This is a genomic window from Pseudomonas sp. P1_F7, from assembly GCF_056405655.1.
In genome coordinates this window covers 12834-27596 of record NZ_JBFUBR010000016.1, presented here as the reverse complement: position 1 = coordinate 27596, position 14763 = coordinate 12834, and the positions used below count along the sequence as shown (strand labels likewise).

17 protein-coding genes are annotated in these 14763 nt (G+C 61.1%); 11 read left to right on the top strand and 6 right to left on the bottom strand.

All coding sequences use genetic code 11. From position 1 onward, the window contains the following. Window positions 1-57 precede the first annotated feature (57 nt). Window positions 58-615 carry a cysteine hydrolase family protein gene (locus AC1D1M_RS23315; protein ID WP_477777484.1) on the top strand — a complete coding sequence of 186 codons (558 nt, stop codon included), beginning with the start codon at window positions 58-60 and terminating at the stop codon, window positions 613-615. 155 nt (window positions 616-770) lie between these two features. Here the strand turns inward: AC1D1M_RS23315 and AC1D1M_RS23310 are convergent, their stop codons facing one another. The 4 genes from AC1D1M_RS23310 to AC1D1M_RS23295 all read right to left on the bottom strand — a co-directional run bounded on the left by AC1D1M_RS23310 (window position 771) and on the right by AC1D1M_RS23295 (window position 2549). Continuing rightward, on the bottom strand, window positions 771-995 hold the full coding sequence (locus tag AC1D1M_RS23310) for an SEC-C metal-binding domain-containing protein (protein WP_477777426.1): 225 nt from the start codon (window positions 993-995) through the stop codon (window positions 771-773). Next, window positions 992-1486 carry an LEA/WHy family protein gene (locus tag AC1D1M_RS23305; RefSeq protein ID WP_477777425.1) on the bottom strand — a complete coding sequence of 165 codons (495 nt, stop codon included), beginning with the start codon at window positions 1484-1486 and terminating at the stop codon, window positions 992-994. The genes AC1D1M_RS23310 and AC1D1M_RS23305 overlap by 4 nt, the downstream gene beginning before the upstream one ends. Before the next feature lie 87 nt (window positions 1487-1573). Further along, window positions 1574-2050 carry a YchJ family protein gene (locus AC1D1M_RS23300; protein ID WP_477777424.1) on the bottom strand — a complete coding sequence of 159 codons (477 nt, stop codon included), beginning with the start codon at window positions 2048-2050 and terminating at the stop codon, window positions 1574-1576. A 1-nt stretch (window position 2051) separates the two neighbouring features. Continuing rightward, a complete protein-coding gene (locus AC1D1M_RS23295; RefSeq protein ID WP_477777423.1) occupies window positions 2052-2549 on the bottom strand; it encodes a DUF6231 family protein in 498 nt (165 codons plus the stop codon). 189 nt (window positions 2550-2738) lie between these two features. Here AC1D1M_RS23295 and AC1D1M_RS23290 point away from each other — a divergent pair, with 189 nt between their 5' ends. The 4 genes from AC1D1M_RS23290 to AC1D1M_RS23275 all read left to right on the top strand — a co-directional run bounded on the left by AC1D1M_RS23290 (window position 2739) and on the right by AC1D1M_RS23275 (window position 5403). Then, on the top strand, window positions 2739-3428 hold the full coding sequence (locus tag AC1D1M_RS23290) for a PA1041 family peptidoglycan-binding anchor lipoprotein (RefSeq protein ID WP_477777422.1): 690 nt from the start codon (window positions 2739-2741) through the stop codon (window positions 3426-3428). Window positions 3429-3517: 89 nt separating this feature from the next. Then, a complete protein-coding gene (locus AC1D1M_RS23285) occupies window positions 3518-4225 on the top strand; it encodes a PA1041 family peptidoglycan-binding anchor lipoprotein (protein WP_477777421.1) in 708 nt (235 codons plus the stop codon). 148 nt (window positions 4226-4373) lie between these two features. Next, the gene (locus AC1D1M_RS23280; RefSeq protein WP_477777420.1) at window positions 4374-4652 is read left to right on the top strand and encodes a DUF1145 domain-containing protein; all 279 of its coding nucleotides are present in this window, start codon (window positions 4374-4376) and stop codon (window positions 4650-4652) included. After that, on the top strand, window positions 4645-5403 hold the full coding sequence (locus tag AC1D1M_RS23275) for a collagen-like protein (RefSeq protein ID WP_477777419.1): 759 nt from the start codon (window positions 4645-4647) through the stop codon (window positions 5401-5403). Before AC1D1M_RS23280 ends, AC1D1M_RS23275 begins: the two co-directional genes overlap by 8 nt. Window positions 5404-5604: 201 nt before the next feature. Here AC1D1M_RS23275 and AC1D1M_RS23270 read toward each other — a convergent pair whose 3' ends face one another. Continuing rightward, entirely contained in the window at window positions 5605-6069 is a 465-nt protein-coding gene (locus AC1D1M_RS23270; protein ID WP_477777418.1) for a CopD family protein, read from the bottom strand. A gap of 98 nt (window positions 6070-6167) precedes the next feature. Here AC1D1M_RS23270 and dinG point away from each other — a divergent pair, with 98 nt between their 5' ends. From dinG to pdxH, 5 genes are all read left to right on the top strand, one after another. Continuing rightward, complete coding sequence (dinG, locus tag AC1D1M_RS23265; protein ID WP_477777417.1) at window positions 6168-8312, top strand: ATP-dependent DNA helicase DinG; 2145 nt, start codon at window positions 6168-6170, stop codon at window positions 8310-8312. A gap of 96 nt (window positions 8313-8408) precedes the next feature. Further along, the gene (locus AC1D1M_RS23260) at window positions 8409-10811 is read left to right on the top strand and encodes a beta-galactosidase (protein WP_477777416.1); all 2403 of its coding nucleotides are present in this window, start codon (window positions 8409-8411) and stop codon (window positions 10809-10811) included. 121 nt (window positions 10812-10932) lie between these two features. Continuing rightward, the gene (locus AC1D1M_RS23255) at window positions 10933-12078 is read left to right on the top strand and encodes a serine hydrolase domain-containing protein (RefSeq protein ID WP_477777415.1); all 1146 of its coding nucleotides are present in this window, start codon (window positions 10933-10935) and stop codon (window positions 12076-12078) included. Window positions 12079-12191: 113 nt separating this feature from the next. After that, window positions 12192-13199: an OmpA family protein gene (locus tag AC1D1M_RS23250; protein WP_477777414.1), complete on the top strand. Its 1008-nt coding sequence runs from the start codon at window positions 12192-12194 to the stop codon at window positions 13197-13199. Window positions 13200-13223: 24 nt separating this feature from the next. Continuing rightward, window positions 13224-13871, top strand: a complete 648-nt coding sequence (gene pdxH, locus AC1D1M_RS23245; protein ID WP_477777413.1) for a pyridoxamine 5'-phosphate oxidase — start codon at window positions 13224-13226, stop codon at window positions 13869-13871. Between the two features lie 5 nt (window positions 13872-13876). Here the strand turns inward: pdxH and AC1D1M_RS23240 are convergent, their stop codons facing one another. Then, window positions 13877-14113 carry a hypothetical protein gene (locus tag AC1D1M_RS23240; RefSeq protein WP_477777412.1) on the bottom strand — a complete coding sequence of 79 codons (237 nt, stop codon included), beginning with the start codon at window positions 14111-14113 and terminating at the stop codon, window positions 13877-13879. Window positions 14114-14278: 165 nt separating this feature from the next. Here AC1D1M_RS23240 and AC1D1M_RS23235 point away from each other — a divergent pair, with 165 nt between their 5' ends. Beyond that, window positions 14279-14743, top strand: a complete 465-nt coding sequence (locus AC1D1M_RS23235) for an outer membrane lipoprotein (RefSeq protein ID WP_007992400.1) — start codon at window positions 14279-14281, stop codon at window positions 14741-14743. Window positions 14744-14763: the final 20 nt, after the last annotated feature.

Sequence of the window (14763 nt, the reverse complement as noted above, 5' to 3'; positions counted from 1 at the left end):
GCCGTAACTGGTGATATTGAAGTGCGACACGCTCAACAATCCAGGAGAACAGTCGGCATGGAGCTCAAGACAAACGCGGCACTGATCATCATCGATCAACAAAAAGGCATCCTGCATCCCAGACTCGGCCGCCGGAATAATCCTCGGGCTGAAGAGTGCATGCTGGAATTGCTCGGCCATTGGCGGCACACCGCTCGGCCGGTGATCCATGTGCAGCACCTGTCTCGCTCGGAGGACTCAGTGTTCTGGCCGCAGCAGCCGGGGGTGGAGTTTCAGGAACGGTTTCAGCCAATGGCCGGTGAACGCTTGATCCAGAAGCAGGTGCCTGATGCATTTTGCTCAACAGGACTGGAGACTGCCTTGCGCGAGGCGGGGATCGGGCAGTTGATCATCGTCGGTGTCGCGACCCACAACTCGGTGGAATCCACGGCGCGTACCGCAGGCAACCTGGGGTTTGATACGTGGGTGGCCGAGGATGCTTGCTTTACCTTCGACAAGGCTGATTTTTTCGGCCATGCCCATAGTGCCGAAGAGGTGCATGCGATGTCGCTGGGGAATTTGCATGGCGAGTATGCGACGGTGGTCAGCACTGCATGTGTATTAAAGGCTGACTGAAATACCTGTAGGAACGAGCTTGCTCCGGGCGGCGTTCCGACGATAGCGGTCTGACTGACACATTGATAGTTAATGTGCTGCCGTCATCGCGAGCAAGCTCGCTCCCACAGGAGGCGCGGTGATTCAACAGGCGAAGCGAGCCTTCGCCCGAAGCATCAAGCGCCGTGGCACTTCTTGAATTTCTTGCCGTTGCCGCATGGGCACGGATCGTTGCGGCCGACGTCTTTCAGGGCATTGCGCACCGGTTCCTGGTGAGCATGGCCGCAGTTCGGGCCGTGGACATGGCCGTGGTCGTGAACATGGTGGTGATGGTCATGATCATGATCATGATCATGATCGTGGTTGCAGTCAGGGCCGTGGACATGGGGTTGCTGGGTCATCGGTGTTGCTCCGGAATTAAATCGGCGGCGATTATCACGCCATTGCGCGCCAGGTGCACGTAGTGGGCGATGAATATACCGGTTTCCAGTTCACCTTCCAGACGATAGGGAACGGGTTGATCGGATTTTTTCAGCAGTTTGGCCAGATCACGGACCTTGGACCACAGGTTGGTGCGGATCGGCACCTTGAAGTAAGCGCTGTGCCTGGGGCCGATGGTGAACCAGTGTTCGTACTCGCCGTCGGCCAGCAGTATGTCACCCAGGTGAACGCGATACTCCAGACTGCGCACCGTCAGGTCGCTGTCGTTGGGGTTGTCGATGCGAAAGTGCAGGAGGAATTTCTGTTCCAGCAGTTTGGCGCTGACCACCTCGATCTTCACCAGATGGACCTCGGGGTCCGGCAAATCGTCGCCGAACCACGATGCACAGCCACCGAGTCCCAGTGTCAGGAACAACGTGAGCAGATAGAGTGCGCCGCGGCGGATGATCATCGTGGTGTTTCTCCCTTGAGCCCCAGTCTAGACCCAAAAGATCGCAGCCTTCGGCAGATCCTGCGTGGTGGACAGGCAATCCATGTCCTAACTGCTGAAATACCCTGCACAACACTTCTTGAACTTCTGCCCACTCGCGCACGGGCAGGCGTCATTGCGCCCGGGCTTGAGTTGCACGGTGGGGTCGATGAAATACCAGCGACCGGTGTTTTGCACAAATGACGAACGCTCGCGGTGGCTGTGCTCGCCATTGCTGTCGTGCCAGCGCGCGGTGAAGGTCACGAAAGCGTGTTCAGGTTGGCCGCCCAGCACTTCGGAGCTTTCCACCTCAAGGCCCAGCCACGTACTTTGCGCGCTCCAGTCGCAGATCGATTGACGGTCCAGACCGGCCTGCTGGGCGGGCAGGGTGGTGGCCACCAGATAGTCGACCAACCCCAGCACGTAGGCGCTGTAGCGCGAGCGCATCAAGGCTTCGGCACACGGCGCCGGGTGTCCGGCATGGTAGTGACCGCAGCAGGCGTCGAGCAGGGTGCCGCTGCCGCAAGGGCAAATGGATGTACTCAAATTACCACCAGTATTTCCCGAAGTTTTCCGGATTGGCCCAGAAGCGCGAATTGAGCCAGTCGGGGACTTGTTTGTATTCAAGCAGATCGTAGGTAAACAGGGTCAGGACCTGTTCGTCCCGTTGAAAGCGTTCGCTGGCTTGCAGGGCCAGGGAGAAAAAGTCGGTTTCCTGCCAGTCACAGGCCGGCAGGTCTGCCAGCACTGCGATGCGGCTGGCGTTGAGGTTGCGAATGCCGCCCAGCAGGTTCAGGCCGTCGCGCTTGGGCAAATGCTCCAGGCAATCGACCACCAGGGCCAGGTCGAAACGGCGGGCCGCCAACTCGGCGGTCAACGGCCCGGGGGCCGCGAATGCGACGCTGCTGTCCGGGTGAGCGAGTTTGAACGCTTCCAGTGCCGGGAACTCGCTGGCGCCGATCAACAACAGGCGGGCGGGGGCATATCGGTCAAGTAAAGCGGCCAGTGCCTGCTGCGGCGTGCGTGAAGAAATACCTGCAATCATCGAAGATCCTCAATCAGATCTGCCAAGACTAGCCTGCCCGAACGTTCGGGCCTAGAGCAGCCTGGCGACAAAAGCGCCAGCCTGTCGTTAATACACGAATAAACAGCATGGCCTATTGCTGGCGGAGTTTAAAACTCGGGTCTTTACTACCTGAATCGGTTCTAAGCCGATCCTTCAGGAGAAAACTAGATGAGCATAGTTCGGACAGCATTACCTTTGGTTCTGCTAACCAGTGTCTTGACTGGTTGCGCAGGTTTGCAGAAAACCGACTGGCCGACCTGTGCGGCGGTCGGTGGTGTCGTGGGTGCGGGCCTCGGTGCGACCGAAAGCTCGGCATGGGCAGGGTATGGTGCTCTGCTCGTCGGCGGTACGGCAGCGGCTTATTGCTGGGTGCACGGTGATGGCGACGAAGACGGCGATGGTGTGCTGGATAGTCGCGACAAGTGCCCAGGCACGCCAAAAGGCGTTCAGGTCGATGCCAACGGTTGCCCACCACCGCCACCTGTGGTCGAAGAAGCGGTTGTGGTCAAGGAAGAAACCATCGTCATCCGCGATGTTCACTTCCAGTTTGACAAAGCCACGCTTACTGCGTCCGACAAGCAGGTACTCGACAAGATTGCCACTCGCCTGAAAGCGGAAGCCCCTACTGCTCAACTGACCGTAACCGGCCATACCGACAGCGTGGGCAGCGACACCTACAACCAGAAACTGTCGGATAAACGCGCCCACTCGGTGGTTGAATACCTCATCGAGCAAGGTGTACCTCGCAGCAACTTCGTATCGGTTGTCGGTGCCGGTGAAAGCCAGCCGGTTGCGGACAACAAAACCGCTGACGGCCGTGCACAGAACCGTCGTACGGAAATCAAAATCCAGCGTTAACCCCCTCGCATCCGCGCCTTGTGCAGTCGCGGATGCGGGTCTTTACTCCTGTGTAACCGGTATTGGCCGGTGACACAGGAGCTTTCAATATGATCGTTCTCTCAAGGACCGTCCTGCCGGTTCTGCTACTTGGCAGCCTCTTGACCGGCTGTGCGACCCACAGCGATGGCACTGCCCCCCTCAATCAACGAACCTGGCCAATTTGCAGCCTCATCGGCGGCCTCGTCGGTGGTGGTCTGGGCGCAATCGAGAGTGGCGGTTGGGCCGCGGGTGGGGCGGCGCTGGGTATCTTGTCCGGCGGCTTGATCTGTTATGCCCAGGATGGCGACGAAGACGGCGACGGCGTTTTCGACCGACGTGACCGTTGCCCTGAAACACCTGCCAATACCCCGGTCGACCATCGCGGTTGCCTGGCGCCGCAGTATCCGGCCAGCGTCAAATCCGAGCCTGCGCAATCCGAAGTCATCACTCTGAGCGATGTACTGTTTACCTTCAATCAATCCGACCTGACCCCGACGGCGAAGAGTCAACTGGACGCCTTGATGAGCAAGTTCGAGGATGCCGATGTGGTCAGTATCAAGGTGGTCGGCCATACCGACGGCGTCGGTTCGGATGCCTATAACCAGGCCTTGTCGGAGCGGCGTGCCAGCAGCGTGGCGGAATACCTGTTGAGCCAGGGTGTCGCGCCGAACAAAGTCACCAGCGAAGGCAAGGGCGCGAGCCAACCGATTGCCGATAACGAAACAGAAGAAGGCCGTGCGAAAAACCGTCGCGTGGACCTGCATATAAACCGCTGAGCCAAGAGATAGAGCCGTCGGGCGAAAGGTGTGATCACTGCGACGGCCGTTCGGCGGCCTACATGAAGATTTTTCCGTTGCCCTCTGGCTTATCCCGCGTGGAAGCCGTTACTGTGCGCGCAAACAATAATTCTCATCGGGGGAGCGTATGAAAGTCTTATGGGGGCTGGGGCGGTTATTGACCCTGCTGTTCTGGTCGGTGGTGCTGGTCAATCTGCTCACGCCATTCGTCTTTCCGCTGCACCCGTTGGTCAATCTGGCCGGCAGCCTGTTGGGGTTTATCCATCTGCTGGAAGCGTTGCTGTGCTATCGCAGCCTCCGAGGTCGCGCCCATCCCTGGCTTGACCGTCTGAAGATCGTCATTTTCGGCGTATTCCACCTGCAAACCATTCCAGCCCCCACCGCTTCGAAGGCTTCCCATGCGTAAACTCTGTCTGCTCGCGGCACTCATCAGTCCATTGGCCTGCGCACAGGTGGTGAGTGTCGAACCCAACTCGCTGATGCGCTTGCCCAACACCGCCAGCACCCTGCAACTGGAACGCCTGGAAGTGGCCGATTACGGCACCTTGCTGATTCCCTCGAACGTGACCGAAGTCACTGTGGGTGAGTTGCATCTGGGGCGTGAAGCGCGCATCGCCATCGTGCCGGGGGAGCAGGCGCTGGCGCTGAAGGTCCGTCGGGCCGACTTGTCCGAAGGCAGCCAGATCACCGCCCGTGGCGCCCCCGGGACTTACCAGAAGGCCGCTCGATCCGGGCGCAACCTTGATTTGCAGATCAAGGCACTCAACGCACCACAATTAATCGTTGATGCTCGTGGTGGTGCGGGCGCACCGGGGTTTATTGGTCTCGATGGGGCCAACGGCCAGGAACCGGGCTGCACCTGGGGTCAGGCGGGTCGCGGTGCCGATGGCAGTGATGGCAGCAATGGTCAGCCGGGGGCGCCGGGGGCGCTGGTTAGACTGGCGGTTCCGCACGACTTCCCGGCAGACCGGATCAAGGTTCAGGTGGCTGGCGGTGCCGGTGGCCTGGCCGGCCCTGGCGGCAAACCAGGTGCGGGGGGCAAGGCTAAGGGCTGCCTGATTTACAAGACTGATGGCGGCAAGAGCGGTAAGCCTGGCGCCGACGGGCAGCCGGGGCCTGAAGGTGCGGCGGGTTCGGTGACTGTGCAGCATTTGTAAGCATCACCGGAGTTGTCGGTGAGGTGAATTGTGGCGAGGGGGCTTGCCCCCGTTGGGCCGCGAAGCGGCCCCAATTCCGGCAATCGCAATACTGCTGAAGGTTAGCGGTGTCTGGTTTTACGACTGCTTCGCAGCCGAACGGGGCGATGCGGCGTTCCGACGAGCCCCCTCGCCACAAAAGCCCCTCCGGCTACATTTGCTTTAGAACATCGGCCGAGCCGCCGCTATCGCCACCACAGCCAACCCCACCAGCAGATTGATCCCCACCAACTGGCGAATCCGCCCAAGTACACTGGCTCCCGCGGGCCAATCCTGCTCGGCCACGGCGGTACGCAGTTCCGGCAGCATCAGCGCCTGAATGCGGATAAACAGCGCGGTCATCACCACATACAAACCCATCATCACCTGCACATAACGCGGCGCGGCTTCAAAACCATTGAAATGCATGTGCAGCATACCCACGCCGCTGACTGGCAACAGCACCACCGCCACCCAGACCCAGTGGAAAAAACCTTGAAACACTTCTACCCACAGCTTCAGCCGGGCAGGGCCCTCCAGTGCCGTGATCGCCGCGGGACGCAAGACCATCCAGGCGAAAAACATGCCGCCGACCCAGACCAGGGCGGCCAGTACATGCAGGCTATAAATGAGGCTAAAAGGTGTCATTGGGATACTCCGTTCTGCGCGGGATTAATTAGCGGGGTATGATAGCGGCGATCCGAACCACTGAAAATTTATCCAGCGTTTTTTGCGCCCGACAATCCATGATCAGCACCGAACTCAAAACCACGATCCAGGGCGCCTACTCGCGTTTTCTCGAAGCCAAGAGCCTCAAGCCGCGTTATGGCCAACGCCTGATGATCGCCGAAGTTGCCAAGGTCCTGGGTGACATTGACACCGACGACGAAGGCCGGCGCAGTGGCGACCCCGCGATAGTCGCGGTGGAAGCCGGCACCGGTACCGGCAAGACCGTGGCCTACAGCCTGGCGGCGATTCCCACGGCAAAGGCCGCCGGCAAGCGTCTGGTTATCGCCACGGCTACCGTGGCCCTGCAAGAGCAGATCGTCTACAAGGACCTGCCCGACCTGATGCGCAACAGCGGGCTGAACTTCAGCTTCGCCCTGGCCAAGGGCCGCGGGCGCTACATGTGCCTGTCCAAGCTCGACATGTTGCTCCAGGAAGGTCACGCACAGACCGCCACCGCGCAGTTGTTCGAAGAAGAAGGTTTCAAGATCGAGGTCGACGAGGCCAGCCAGAAGCTGTTCACCAGCATGATCGAGAAGCTCGCCGGCAATAAGTGGGACGGCGACCGCGACAGTTGGTCCACCGCCCTGGAAGACGCCGACTGGGCGCGCCTGACCACCGATCACAGCCAGTGCACCAACCGGCATTGCCCGAACTTCGGCCAGTGCGCCTTCTACAAGGCCCGCGAAGGCATGGGCAAGGTCGATGTGATCGTCACCAACCACGACATGGTCCTGGCCGACCTGGCCCTGGGCGGCGGCGCGGTTCTGCCGGACCCGCGCGACACCATCTACGTGTTCGACGAAGGCCATCACCTGCCAGACAAGGCCATCGGCCACTTCGCCCATTACACGCGCCTGCGCTCCACCGCCGACTGGCTGGAAACCACCGCCAAGAACCTCACCAAGCTTCTGGCCCAGCACCCGCTGCCGGGGGACCTGGGCAAGTTGATCGAGCAGGTGCCGGAGCTGGCGCGGGAGATCAAGACCCAGCAGCAGTTCATGTTTACCGCGTGCGAGCAGATTGCCGATTTCAAACCCGGCGAAGACGTTGAAGGCCGCGAGCGCCCGCGTCACCGATTTGTCGGCGGGGTGATTCCCGAGCACATGCGTGAAATGGGCATCGAACTGAAGAAAGGCTTCGCACGGCTGACCGATCTGTTCACCCGCCTGACCGAGTTGCTCAAGGAAGGCATGGACGGCGAGGTCAACATTGGCATCGCCAGCAACCAGGCCGAAGAGTGGTATCCGCTGTTCGGCAGCCTGCTGTCGCGTTCTTCCGGCAACTGGGAGTTGTGGACCGCCTTCACCGTCGAAGACCCGGAGGACAACCCGCCGATGGCGCGCTGGCTGACCCTGGCCGAAAGCGGTTCGCTGTTCGACATCGAGGTCAACGCAAGCCCCATCCTCGCGGCGGAAATGCTTCGCCGCAACCTGTGGAACGTGGCTTATGGCTGCCTGGTGACCTCGGCGACCCTGACTGCCCTCGGCACCTTCGACCGCTTCCGCATGCGTGCCGGCCTGCCGAAAAAAGCCGTGACGGCGGTGGTGCCAAGCCCGTTCCATCACGCCGACGCCGGTGTGTTGCGGGTGCCGAATCTGAACGCCGACCCCCGTGATGCCGCGGCGCATACTGCTGCGATCATTCGTGATTTGCCTGAGTTGGTCGAAGGCTCGCGGGGCACGCTGGTGCTGTTTTCCTCGCGTAAACAGATGCAGGACGTGTTCGATGGCCTGGACCGCGACTGGCGCAAGCAAGTGTTCATTCAGGGCAACCTGTCGAAGCAGGAAACCCTGAACAAGCACAAGGCGCGGGTCGATGGCGGGGATTCCAGCGTGCTGTTCGGCCTGGCGAGCTTCGCCGAAGGGGTCGACTTGCCCGGTGCCTATTGCGAGCACGTGGTCATTGCCAAGATTCCATTCTCGGTACCTGATGATCCGGTCGAAGCGGCGCTGTCCGAATGGATCGAAGCCCGGGGCGGCAATCCGTTCATGGAAATCTCCGTGCCGGATGCCTCGCTGAAACTGGTCCAGGCATGCGGTCGCTTGCTGCGCACCGAAGAAGACCGCGGCACCATCACCTTGCTCGACCGGCGCCTGGTGACCCAGCGCTATGGCAAAGCCATCCTCAACGCGTTGCCGCCGTTCCGTCGAGAAATTTCCTGAAACACCGGTGGGCAGTTTTGCCCACCGCGTTGTCTATCTCTCTGCCATCGCTTTTCCACTGGCCCATTGAAGGTCGTTAGGGAGAATTTCGTTCTCATGATTTGCCGTTCGTTGCCTGCCGTTTTTGCCCTGATGTTCGCAACACCTCTGCTGGCCGCTCCCGCCAGCCCGCAGACTCTGTTCAACTTTGTGCGCCCCGCCGACGTGGTCCAGGTGGCGACTCAGGACGCCAGCCTGCCGCAATCCAACGCCGAGCAAACCCCCGAGGGCGAAGTGCTGCGCCGGGTGACGTTCAACCCGGTCGCCCGGCCGACGTTGCGTCTGACCCCGCAAACCGGTGCCTGGGACTGGTCGCAGTCGGGCGTCATGAGCCTGCGGATCCAGAGCGCGATGAACTGGGCCTTGACCTTGTACGTGACGATCCAGAGCAACGACGGCAAGACGCTGGTCAGCCGCGTCGATCTGCCGGCGGGGCCTGCGCAAACCCTGTTGGTGCCGCTGCAAGCGACATCACCGCTGAACCAGGGCATGAAGGCCGGCCCGCCGATGCCGATGACCGTCGAGGGGCAGCGTGTGTTGCTGGCCAGTAGCGCTGGGGAACTGGATCGCAGCCAGGTGGTGTCGGTGAGCTTGTCGATGGACCAGCCGAAAGCCGCGCAAAGCATCCTGCTGGAGCGCTTTGGTGTGCAGGACAGCGAGTCGGTCACCCAAGCCGTCTATGGCGGATTGGTGGATGCATATGGCCAGTCGACCCGGGCCAAATGGCCGGAAAAAATCAGCAGCGATGAACAACTGAAAGGCGTTGCCGGCAAGGAGCAGCAGCAACTGAAAACCTGGCTCGCCGAGCGCGACAAGTCTTCCCTGGACAAATTCGGTGGTTTGACCAAAGGCCCGTCATTCAAGGCCAGCGGCTTTTTCCGCACGGAGAAGCGTAACGGTCGCTGGTATCTGGTGACGCCCGAGGGGCATCCGTTCTATTCCCTAGGGGTCAATACCGTGGCCCCGGATGTCAACCAGACCTACGTTGCCGGTCGCGAGTGGATGTTCGAATCCCTGCCCAAGGCTGACGAGGCCCTGGCCAGCCACTACGGCGAGGGTGACAACCGTGGCGGTAACGGTGCCGATCAAGGGCGCGGCTACAATGCCGGGCGCTGGTACGACTTCTACGGTGCCAACCTGCAACGCCTGTATGGCGATCCGTGCGCGAAGGGTAGCGATACCAAGGCCGGTGTCGCCGAAGCGGCCAAGACCGAAGCGACAGAAGCGAAAGTCGCTGAGCAAAAACCTGTCGAACCGTGCAATGCGCTGTTCGACGAACAACGCTGGGCCAGTCACACCCTTGATCGCTTGCAGGCCTGGGGCTTCAACACCATTGGCAATTGGAGCGCCCCCGTACTGGGCAACGCTGATCGCGTGCCGTACACCTTGCCGCTGTCGATCGTCGGTGACTACGCCAGCATCAGCACCGGTACCGACTGGTGGGGCGGCATGCCCGACCCGTTCGACCCGCGTTTCGCCATGGCCACCGAACGTGCCGTGGCCATCGCCGCCCGCGATCATCGTGACGATCCGTGGCTGATTGGTTACTACGCCGACAACGAACTGGCCTGGGCCGGTCCCGGCGATGACCCGAAAGCCCGATATGCCTTGGCCTACGGCACTTTGAAAATGACCACCGACGTGCCGGCCAAGCGCGCGTTCCTCAAGCAACTGCGTGACAAGTACCGTAACCAGGCTGGCTTGTCGAAAGCCTGGGGCATTGATCTGCCGGCCTGGGAGCTGATGGAAGATCCGGGGTTTGTACCGCCGCTCCCGAGCGCCGAGCACCCGGAAATCGAAGCTGACTTCAAATACTTCCAGAAGGTCTTTGCCGACACTTATTTCAAGACCATCTCCGACTCACTTAAATGGCACGCGCCGAACCAGCTGCTGCTCGGCGGCCGTTTCGCCATCAGCACGCCGGAAGCCGTGGAGTCCTGCGCCCAGTATTGCGACGTGTTGAGTTTCAACATGTACACCCTGCAACCCCAGGATGGTTACGACTTCGCCAAACTGCGCAGTCTGGACAAACCGGTGCTGATCACCGAGTTCAATTTCGGCTCGGCTGATCGTGGGCCGTTCTGGGGCGGCGTCACACCGCTGGTGAAGGAGGAGGACCGCGGTCCGGCGTACGCCAACTTCCTCAAGCAGGCCTTGAGCGAGCCATCGATTGTTGGCGTGCATTGGTTCCAGTACCTCGATCAACCGGTTACCGGGCGCTTGCTTGACGGTGAAAACGGTCACTTCGGGTTGGTGGGCATTACTGATCTGCCGTTCCAGGGCTTTGTCGACAGCGTGCGCAAGAGCAACCTGACGACAGTCGAGCAATTGGGCAAAGAGGCCGAGAAGGCTGCGGCCGCCGCCGACAAAGCCAGCCACGACGCCGAGGGCGGTCGCAAGGCCGAGGCCGGCAAGGGGCCGGGGAAGGGCGCTGGTGGGCATTCCGGCAAAGGTCATTAATCGCTGAAACCCTGTGGCGAGGGGGCTTGCCACAACCATCCAGCCCAATCCTGTTCCCAAAACCCTCAAGGGCTGGAACAATGCCCGCCACTTTGTAGAGCGTTAATCCGGGGAGTTGCGGGTGCAGATTCAGGGTCATTACGAGCTTAAGTTCGAAGCGGTGCGAGAGGCGTTCGCGGCGCTGTTCGACGAAACCCAGGAGCGTGGCGCAGCGTTGTGCATTCAGGTCGGTGGCGAAACCGTCGTCGATCTGTGGGCCGGCACTGCCGACAAGGACGGGGCCGAGGCCTGGCACAGCGACACCATCGCCAACCTGTTCTCCTGCACCAAGACCTTTACTGCCGTCACCGCGCTGCAACTGGTGGCCGAAGGCAAGCTGCAACTGGATGCCCCGGTCGCGCGCTACTGGCCCGAATTTGCCGCCGCCGGCAAAGCGTCCGTGACCCTGCGACAATTGCTCTGCCATCAGGCCGGTCTTCCGGCGTTGCGCGAGTTGCTGGCCCCCGAAGCCCTTTACGACTGGCAAACCATGGTCGACGCTCTGGCTGCCGAAGCGCCGTGGTGGACGCCTGGCGAAGGCCACGGTTATGCGGCGATCACTTATGGCTGGCTGGTCGGCGAATTGCTGCGCCGTGCCGACGGTCGTGGACCGGGGGAATCCATTGTCGCGCGGGTCGCCAAACCGTTGGGCCTGGACTTCCATGTCGGCCTGGCCGACGAAGAGTTCCATCGCGTGGCGCACATTGCCCGCGGCAAGGGCAATGTCGGCGATGCCGCCGCCCAGCGCCTGCTGCAAGTGACCATGCGTGAACCAACGGCCATGACGACCCGGGCGTTCACCAACCCGCCGTCGATCATGACCAGCACCAACAAACCCGAGTGGCGACGCATGCAACAGCCGGCCGCCAATGGCCATGGCAATGCCCGCAGTCTGGCCGGGTTCTACGCCGGCCTGCTCGATGGCAGCCTGCTGGAAAGCGAAATGCTCGATGAACTGACTCGCGAGCACAGCCTCGGCGAGGACAAGACTTTACTGACCCGGACCCGTTTCGGTCTGGGTTGCATGCTCGATCAACCGGACGTTGCCAATGCCACCTTCGGCCTTGGCCCGCGGGCGTTTGGTCATCCGGGCGCTGGCGGCTCCATCGGTTTTGCTGACCCGGAGCACGATGTGGCCTTCGGATTTGTGACAAATACCCTGGGACCTTACGTCTTGATGGACCCACGCGCGCAAAAGCTGGTGCGGGTTCTGGCCACTTGTCTGTAAAAGCGGCTATCGGGTTCCAGGGCTGGAACCCGATAACCTTTTCAGTTTCAAACCGTCTGTTTATACCGGCCAATCTGGCCTGATTTTTTTGACTTCATTTTTGTGGAAATCCAATGTCATCCAATAAAACCCTCGCCTTGGCCCTGTGCTTCGCTATTACCGGTTGCGCACAGACTCCACAGAAAGACGCGACGGCACCTGTCACCAAGACTGAAAGCGGCAGCCACTGGTACTGGCCGTTCGGTTCCGACGAGAGCGTCGGCAAGCCCGTGGTCAAGCCGGAGGTGAAGCCTGCAGTCAAACCTGTTGCGGTGGCCAAGGCCGAAACCGATAGCGGCAGCAAGTGGTACTGGCCGTTCGGCGGTAGCGAGCAGAGCGCCGCCAAAGCTGTGCCGATGCCAGATCCAAAAGTCACCCAGGCCTGGCTTGACGACTACGAACCGCGTCTGCGCGAGGCGGTCAAGGGCAGCAACATGCAACTCGAGCGCCGCGAAAACGTGCTGGTGGTGACTGCGCCGGTCGAAGGTTCGTTCAACCCTGATCGTCCGGCCATGCTGCTGCCGGTCACACTCGGTCCGTTTACCCGCGTTGCCAAAATCCTTGAAGCCGATCCAAAGACTGCTGTTTTGATCCTCGGCCACAGCGATACGTCCGGCGCGGCGCCTGCGAACGTCAAACTGAGCCAGGAGCGTGCCCAGGCCGTTGCGGCGATTTTCCGTCTCAGTGGTTTACAGCGTGATCGCCTGATGCTGCGTGGCCTGGGCGGTGATGCGCCGCGCGCCGCCAACGACAGCGTGCAAGGGCGTGCGTTGAACCGCCGCGTGGAGCTGCTGGTGACCCAGCAAAACACCATGGCCGCACTGCTGAGCAAGTACAACATGCCGGCGCCGGCCCCTGTGACCAGGGTCACTGCCGCTGACGTCAAGCCGGTCGCCAAGCCTGTGACACCGGCCCCAGCTGCGAAAAAAGCGACGGTCCCGACCACGAAAAAAGCGCCAGCGAAAAAAGCACCGGCCAAGAAATCACCTGCGAAAACCGCAACGCCGGCGAAAAAGACCACGCCAGCCAAAGCCTCCGCGGCTGACAAGAAAGGCGCCGCCACCGATACTGCAAAGCAGTGATTCGTTAACCAAAAGGAATGCGCCATGACCCAGGGCCTGGCTGATATGCGTCGTGACTACACCCGTGATGGCCTGACCGAGGCGCAAGCCCCGGCCGAGCCGTTTACGCTGTTCCACCAGTGGTTCGCCGACGCGGTGAAAACCGAACAGGCACCGGTGGAAGCCAACGCCATGACCCTGGCCACCGTTGACCGGGACGGTCGACCGCACTGTCGCATTCTGTTGCTCAAGGGCCTGGACGAACAGGGCTTCACCTTTTTCACCAACTACGAAAGCGCCAAGGGTCAGCACCTGGCCGCGAATCCGTTCGCGGCCATGACGTTTTTCTGGCCGGCGCTGGAGCGCCAGGTGCGCATCGAAGGGCGGGTGGTGAAGGTGACGCCTGAAGAGTCCGACGCCTATTATCAAGTCCGTCCGCTGGGCAGTCGCCTGGGGGCCTGGGCATCGCCGCAGAGCCGTGTGATCGCCGGTCGTGGCGAACTCGAAGCGCTGCTCAAGGACACCGAGCAACGTTTCAGCGAGACCCAGCCGCATTGCCCGGAACACTGGGGCGGTTATCGCCTGCTACCGGAGCGCATCGAATTCTGGCAGGGCCGCCCAAGCCGCCTGCACGACCGCCTCAATTACCGCCAGCAGGGCGCCGGCTGGATTCTTGAGCGTCTGGCACCCTGAGCAGTCTACCGACCGGGATAACCTGCCGCAGCGGCCTCCAGCCACTTCGGCAGGTCTCGACGCTTGATCTTCTGCGCCTGAGCGCTCGCCAACCGTTCGAGCATGAAGGCTTTTTTCTGCTCATCCTTGCCCGCCAGCGCTAGCGCCAGGTCGCGGTCCATCCAGCGTTTTATCCGTACGTACAGCCACCAGTGGAAATACAGTCCAGCGATGGTAGTAACGAAAATGATAAAGTAGTCCATGAAAATCCTTGGCCAATGGGGAAGTTTTCCGATTTCGCCGCTACTGTGTGAGTTCGTTGAGGCGCCTTAACGGGGCCTGAATCAAACCAATTTTACCCGGGCGGTGCCGTGACAGGCGTCAAGCTGCGGAGTTTAATGAACATCTGTTTCTTTGGAGTTGATGCTATGCGTAAGTCTGTTCTGCTGGTTGCTTCCTTTTCCACGATGGCGATGTTGCTCACTGGTTGCCAATCGAGCCTGACCGGTGACTCCTACTCCCGTGACGAGGCGCGTCGCGTGCAGACCGTTCGCATGGGCACCATCGAAGCATTGCGTCCGGTGAAAATCGAAGGCACCAAAACCCCGATCGGCGGCGCTGCTGGCGCAGTGGTCGGCGGCGTTGGCGGCAGCTCCATCGGTGGCGGCAAAGGCAGCGTCGTGGCTGCGGTCATCGGCGCAGTCGCCGGCGGCCTGCTCGGTTCGGCTGCTGAAGAAGGCCTGACCCGCACCCAGGGCGTGGAAATCACTGTGCGCGAAGACGATGGCAGCATGCGCGCCTACGTTCAGGAAGTTCAGCCGAACGAGGTGTTCCGTGTTGGCGAGCGTGTGCGCATCGCAAGTGTGAATGGCACCAGCCGCGTTTCGCACTAAGCGCAAACACCGGATAAACA

Bases quoted from the DNA above. Each gene is read 5' to 3' on its own strand.
- AC1D1M_RS23315 (WP_477777484.1), top strand. From the start codon at position 58: ATGGAGCTCAAGACAAACGCGGCACTGATCATCATCGATCAACAAAAA.
- AC1D1M_RS23310 (WP_477777426.1), bottom strand. From the start codon at position 995: ATGACCCAGCAACCCCATGTCCACGGCCCTGACTGCAACCACGATCAT.
- AC1D1M_RS23305 (WP_477777425.1), bottom strand. From the start codon at position 1,486: ATGATCATCCGCCGCGGCGCACTCTATCTGCTCACGTTGTTCCTGACA.
- AC1D1M_RS23295 (WP_477777423.1), bottom strand. From the start codon at position 2,549: ATGATTGCAGGTATTTCTTCACGCACGCCGCAGCAGGCACTGGCCGCT.
- AC1D1M_RS23290 (WP_477777422.1), top strand. From the start codon at position 2,739: ATGAGCATAGTTCGGACAGCATTACCTTTGGTTCTGCTAACCAGTGTC.
- AC1D1M_RS23285 (WP_477777421.1), top strand. From the start codon at position 3,518: ATGATCGTTCTCTCAAGGACCGTCCTGCCGGTTCTGCTACTTGGCAGC.
- AC1D1M_RS23280 (WP_477777420.1), top strand. From the start codon at position 4,374: ATGAAAGTCTTATGGGGGCTGGGGCGGTTATTGACCCTGCTGTTCTGG.
- AC1D1M_RS23275 (WP_477777419.1), top strand. From the start codon at position 4,645: ATGCGTAAACTCTGTCTGCTCGCGGCACTCATCAGTCCATTGGCCTGC.
- AC1D1M_RS23270 (WP_477777418.1), bottom strand. From the start codon at position 6,069: ATGACACCTTTTAGCCTCATTTATAGCCTGCATGTACTGGCCGCCCTG.
- dinG (WP_477777417.1), top strand. From the start codon at position 6,168: ATGATCAGCACCGAACTCAAAACCACGATCCAGGGCGCCTACTCGCGT.
- AC1D1M_RS23260 (WP_477777416.1), top strand. From the start codon at position 8,409: ATGATTTGCCGTTCGTTGCCTGCCGTTTTTGCCCTGATGTTCGCAACA.
- AC1D1M_RS23250 (WP_477777414.1), top strand. From the start codon at position 12,192: ATGTCATCCAATAAAACCCTCGCCTTGGCCCTGTGCTTCGCTATTACC.
- pdxH (WP_477777413.1), top strand. From the start codon at position 13,224: ATGACCCAGGGCCTGGCTGATATGCGTCGTGACTACACCCGTGATGGC.
- AC1D1M_RS23240 (WP_477777412.1), bottom strand. From the start codon at position 14,113: ATGGACTACTTTATCATTTTCGTTACTACCATCGCTGGACTGTATTTC.
- AC1D1M_RS23235 (WP_007992400.1), top strand. From the start codon at position 14,279: ATGCGTAAGTCTGTTCTGCTGGTTGCTTCCTTTTCCACGATGGCGATG.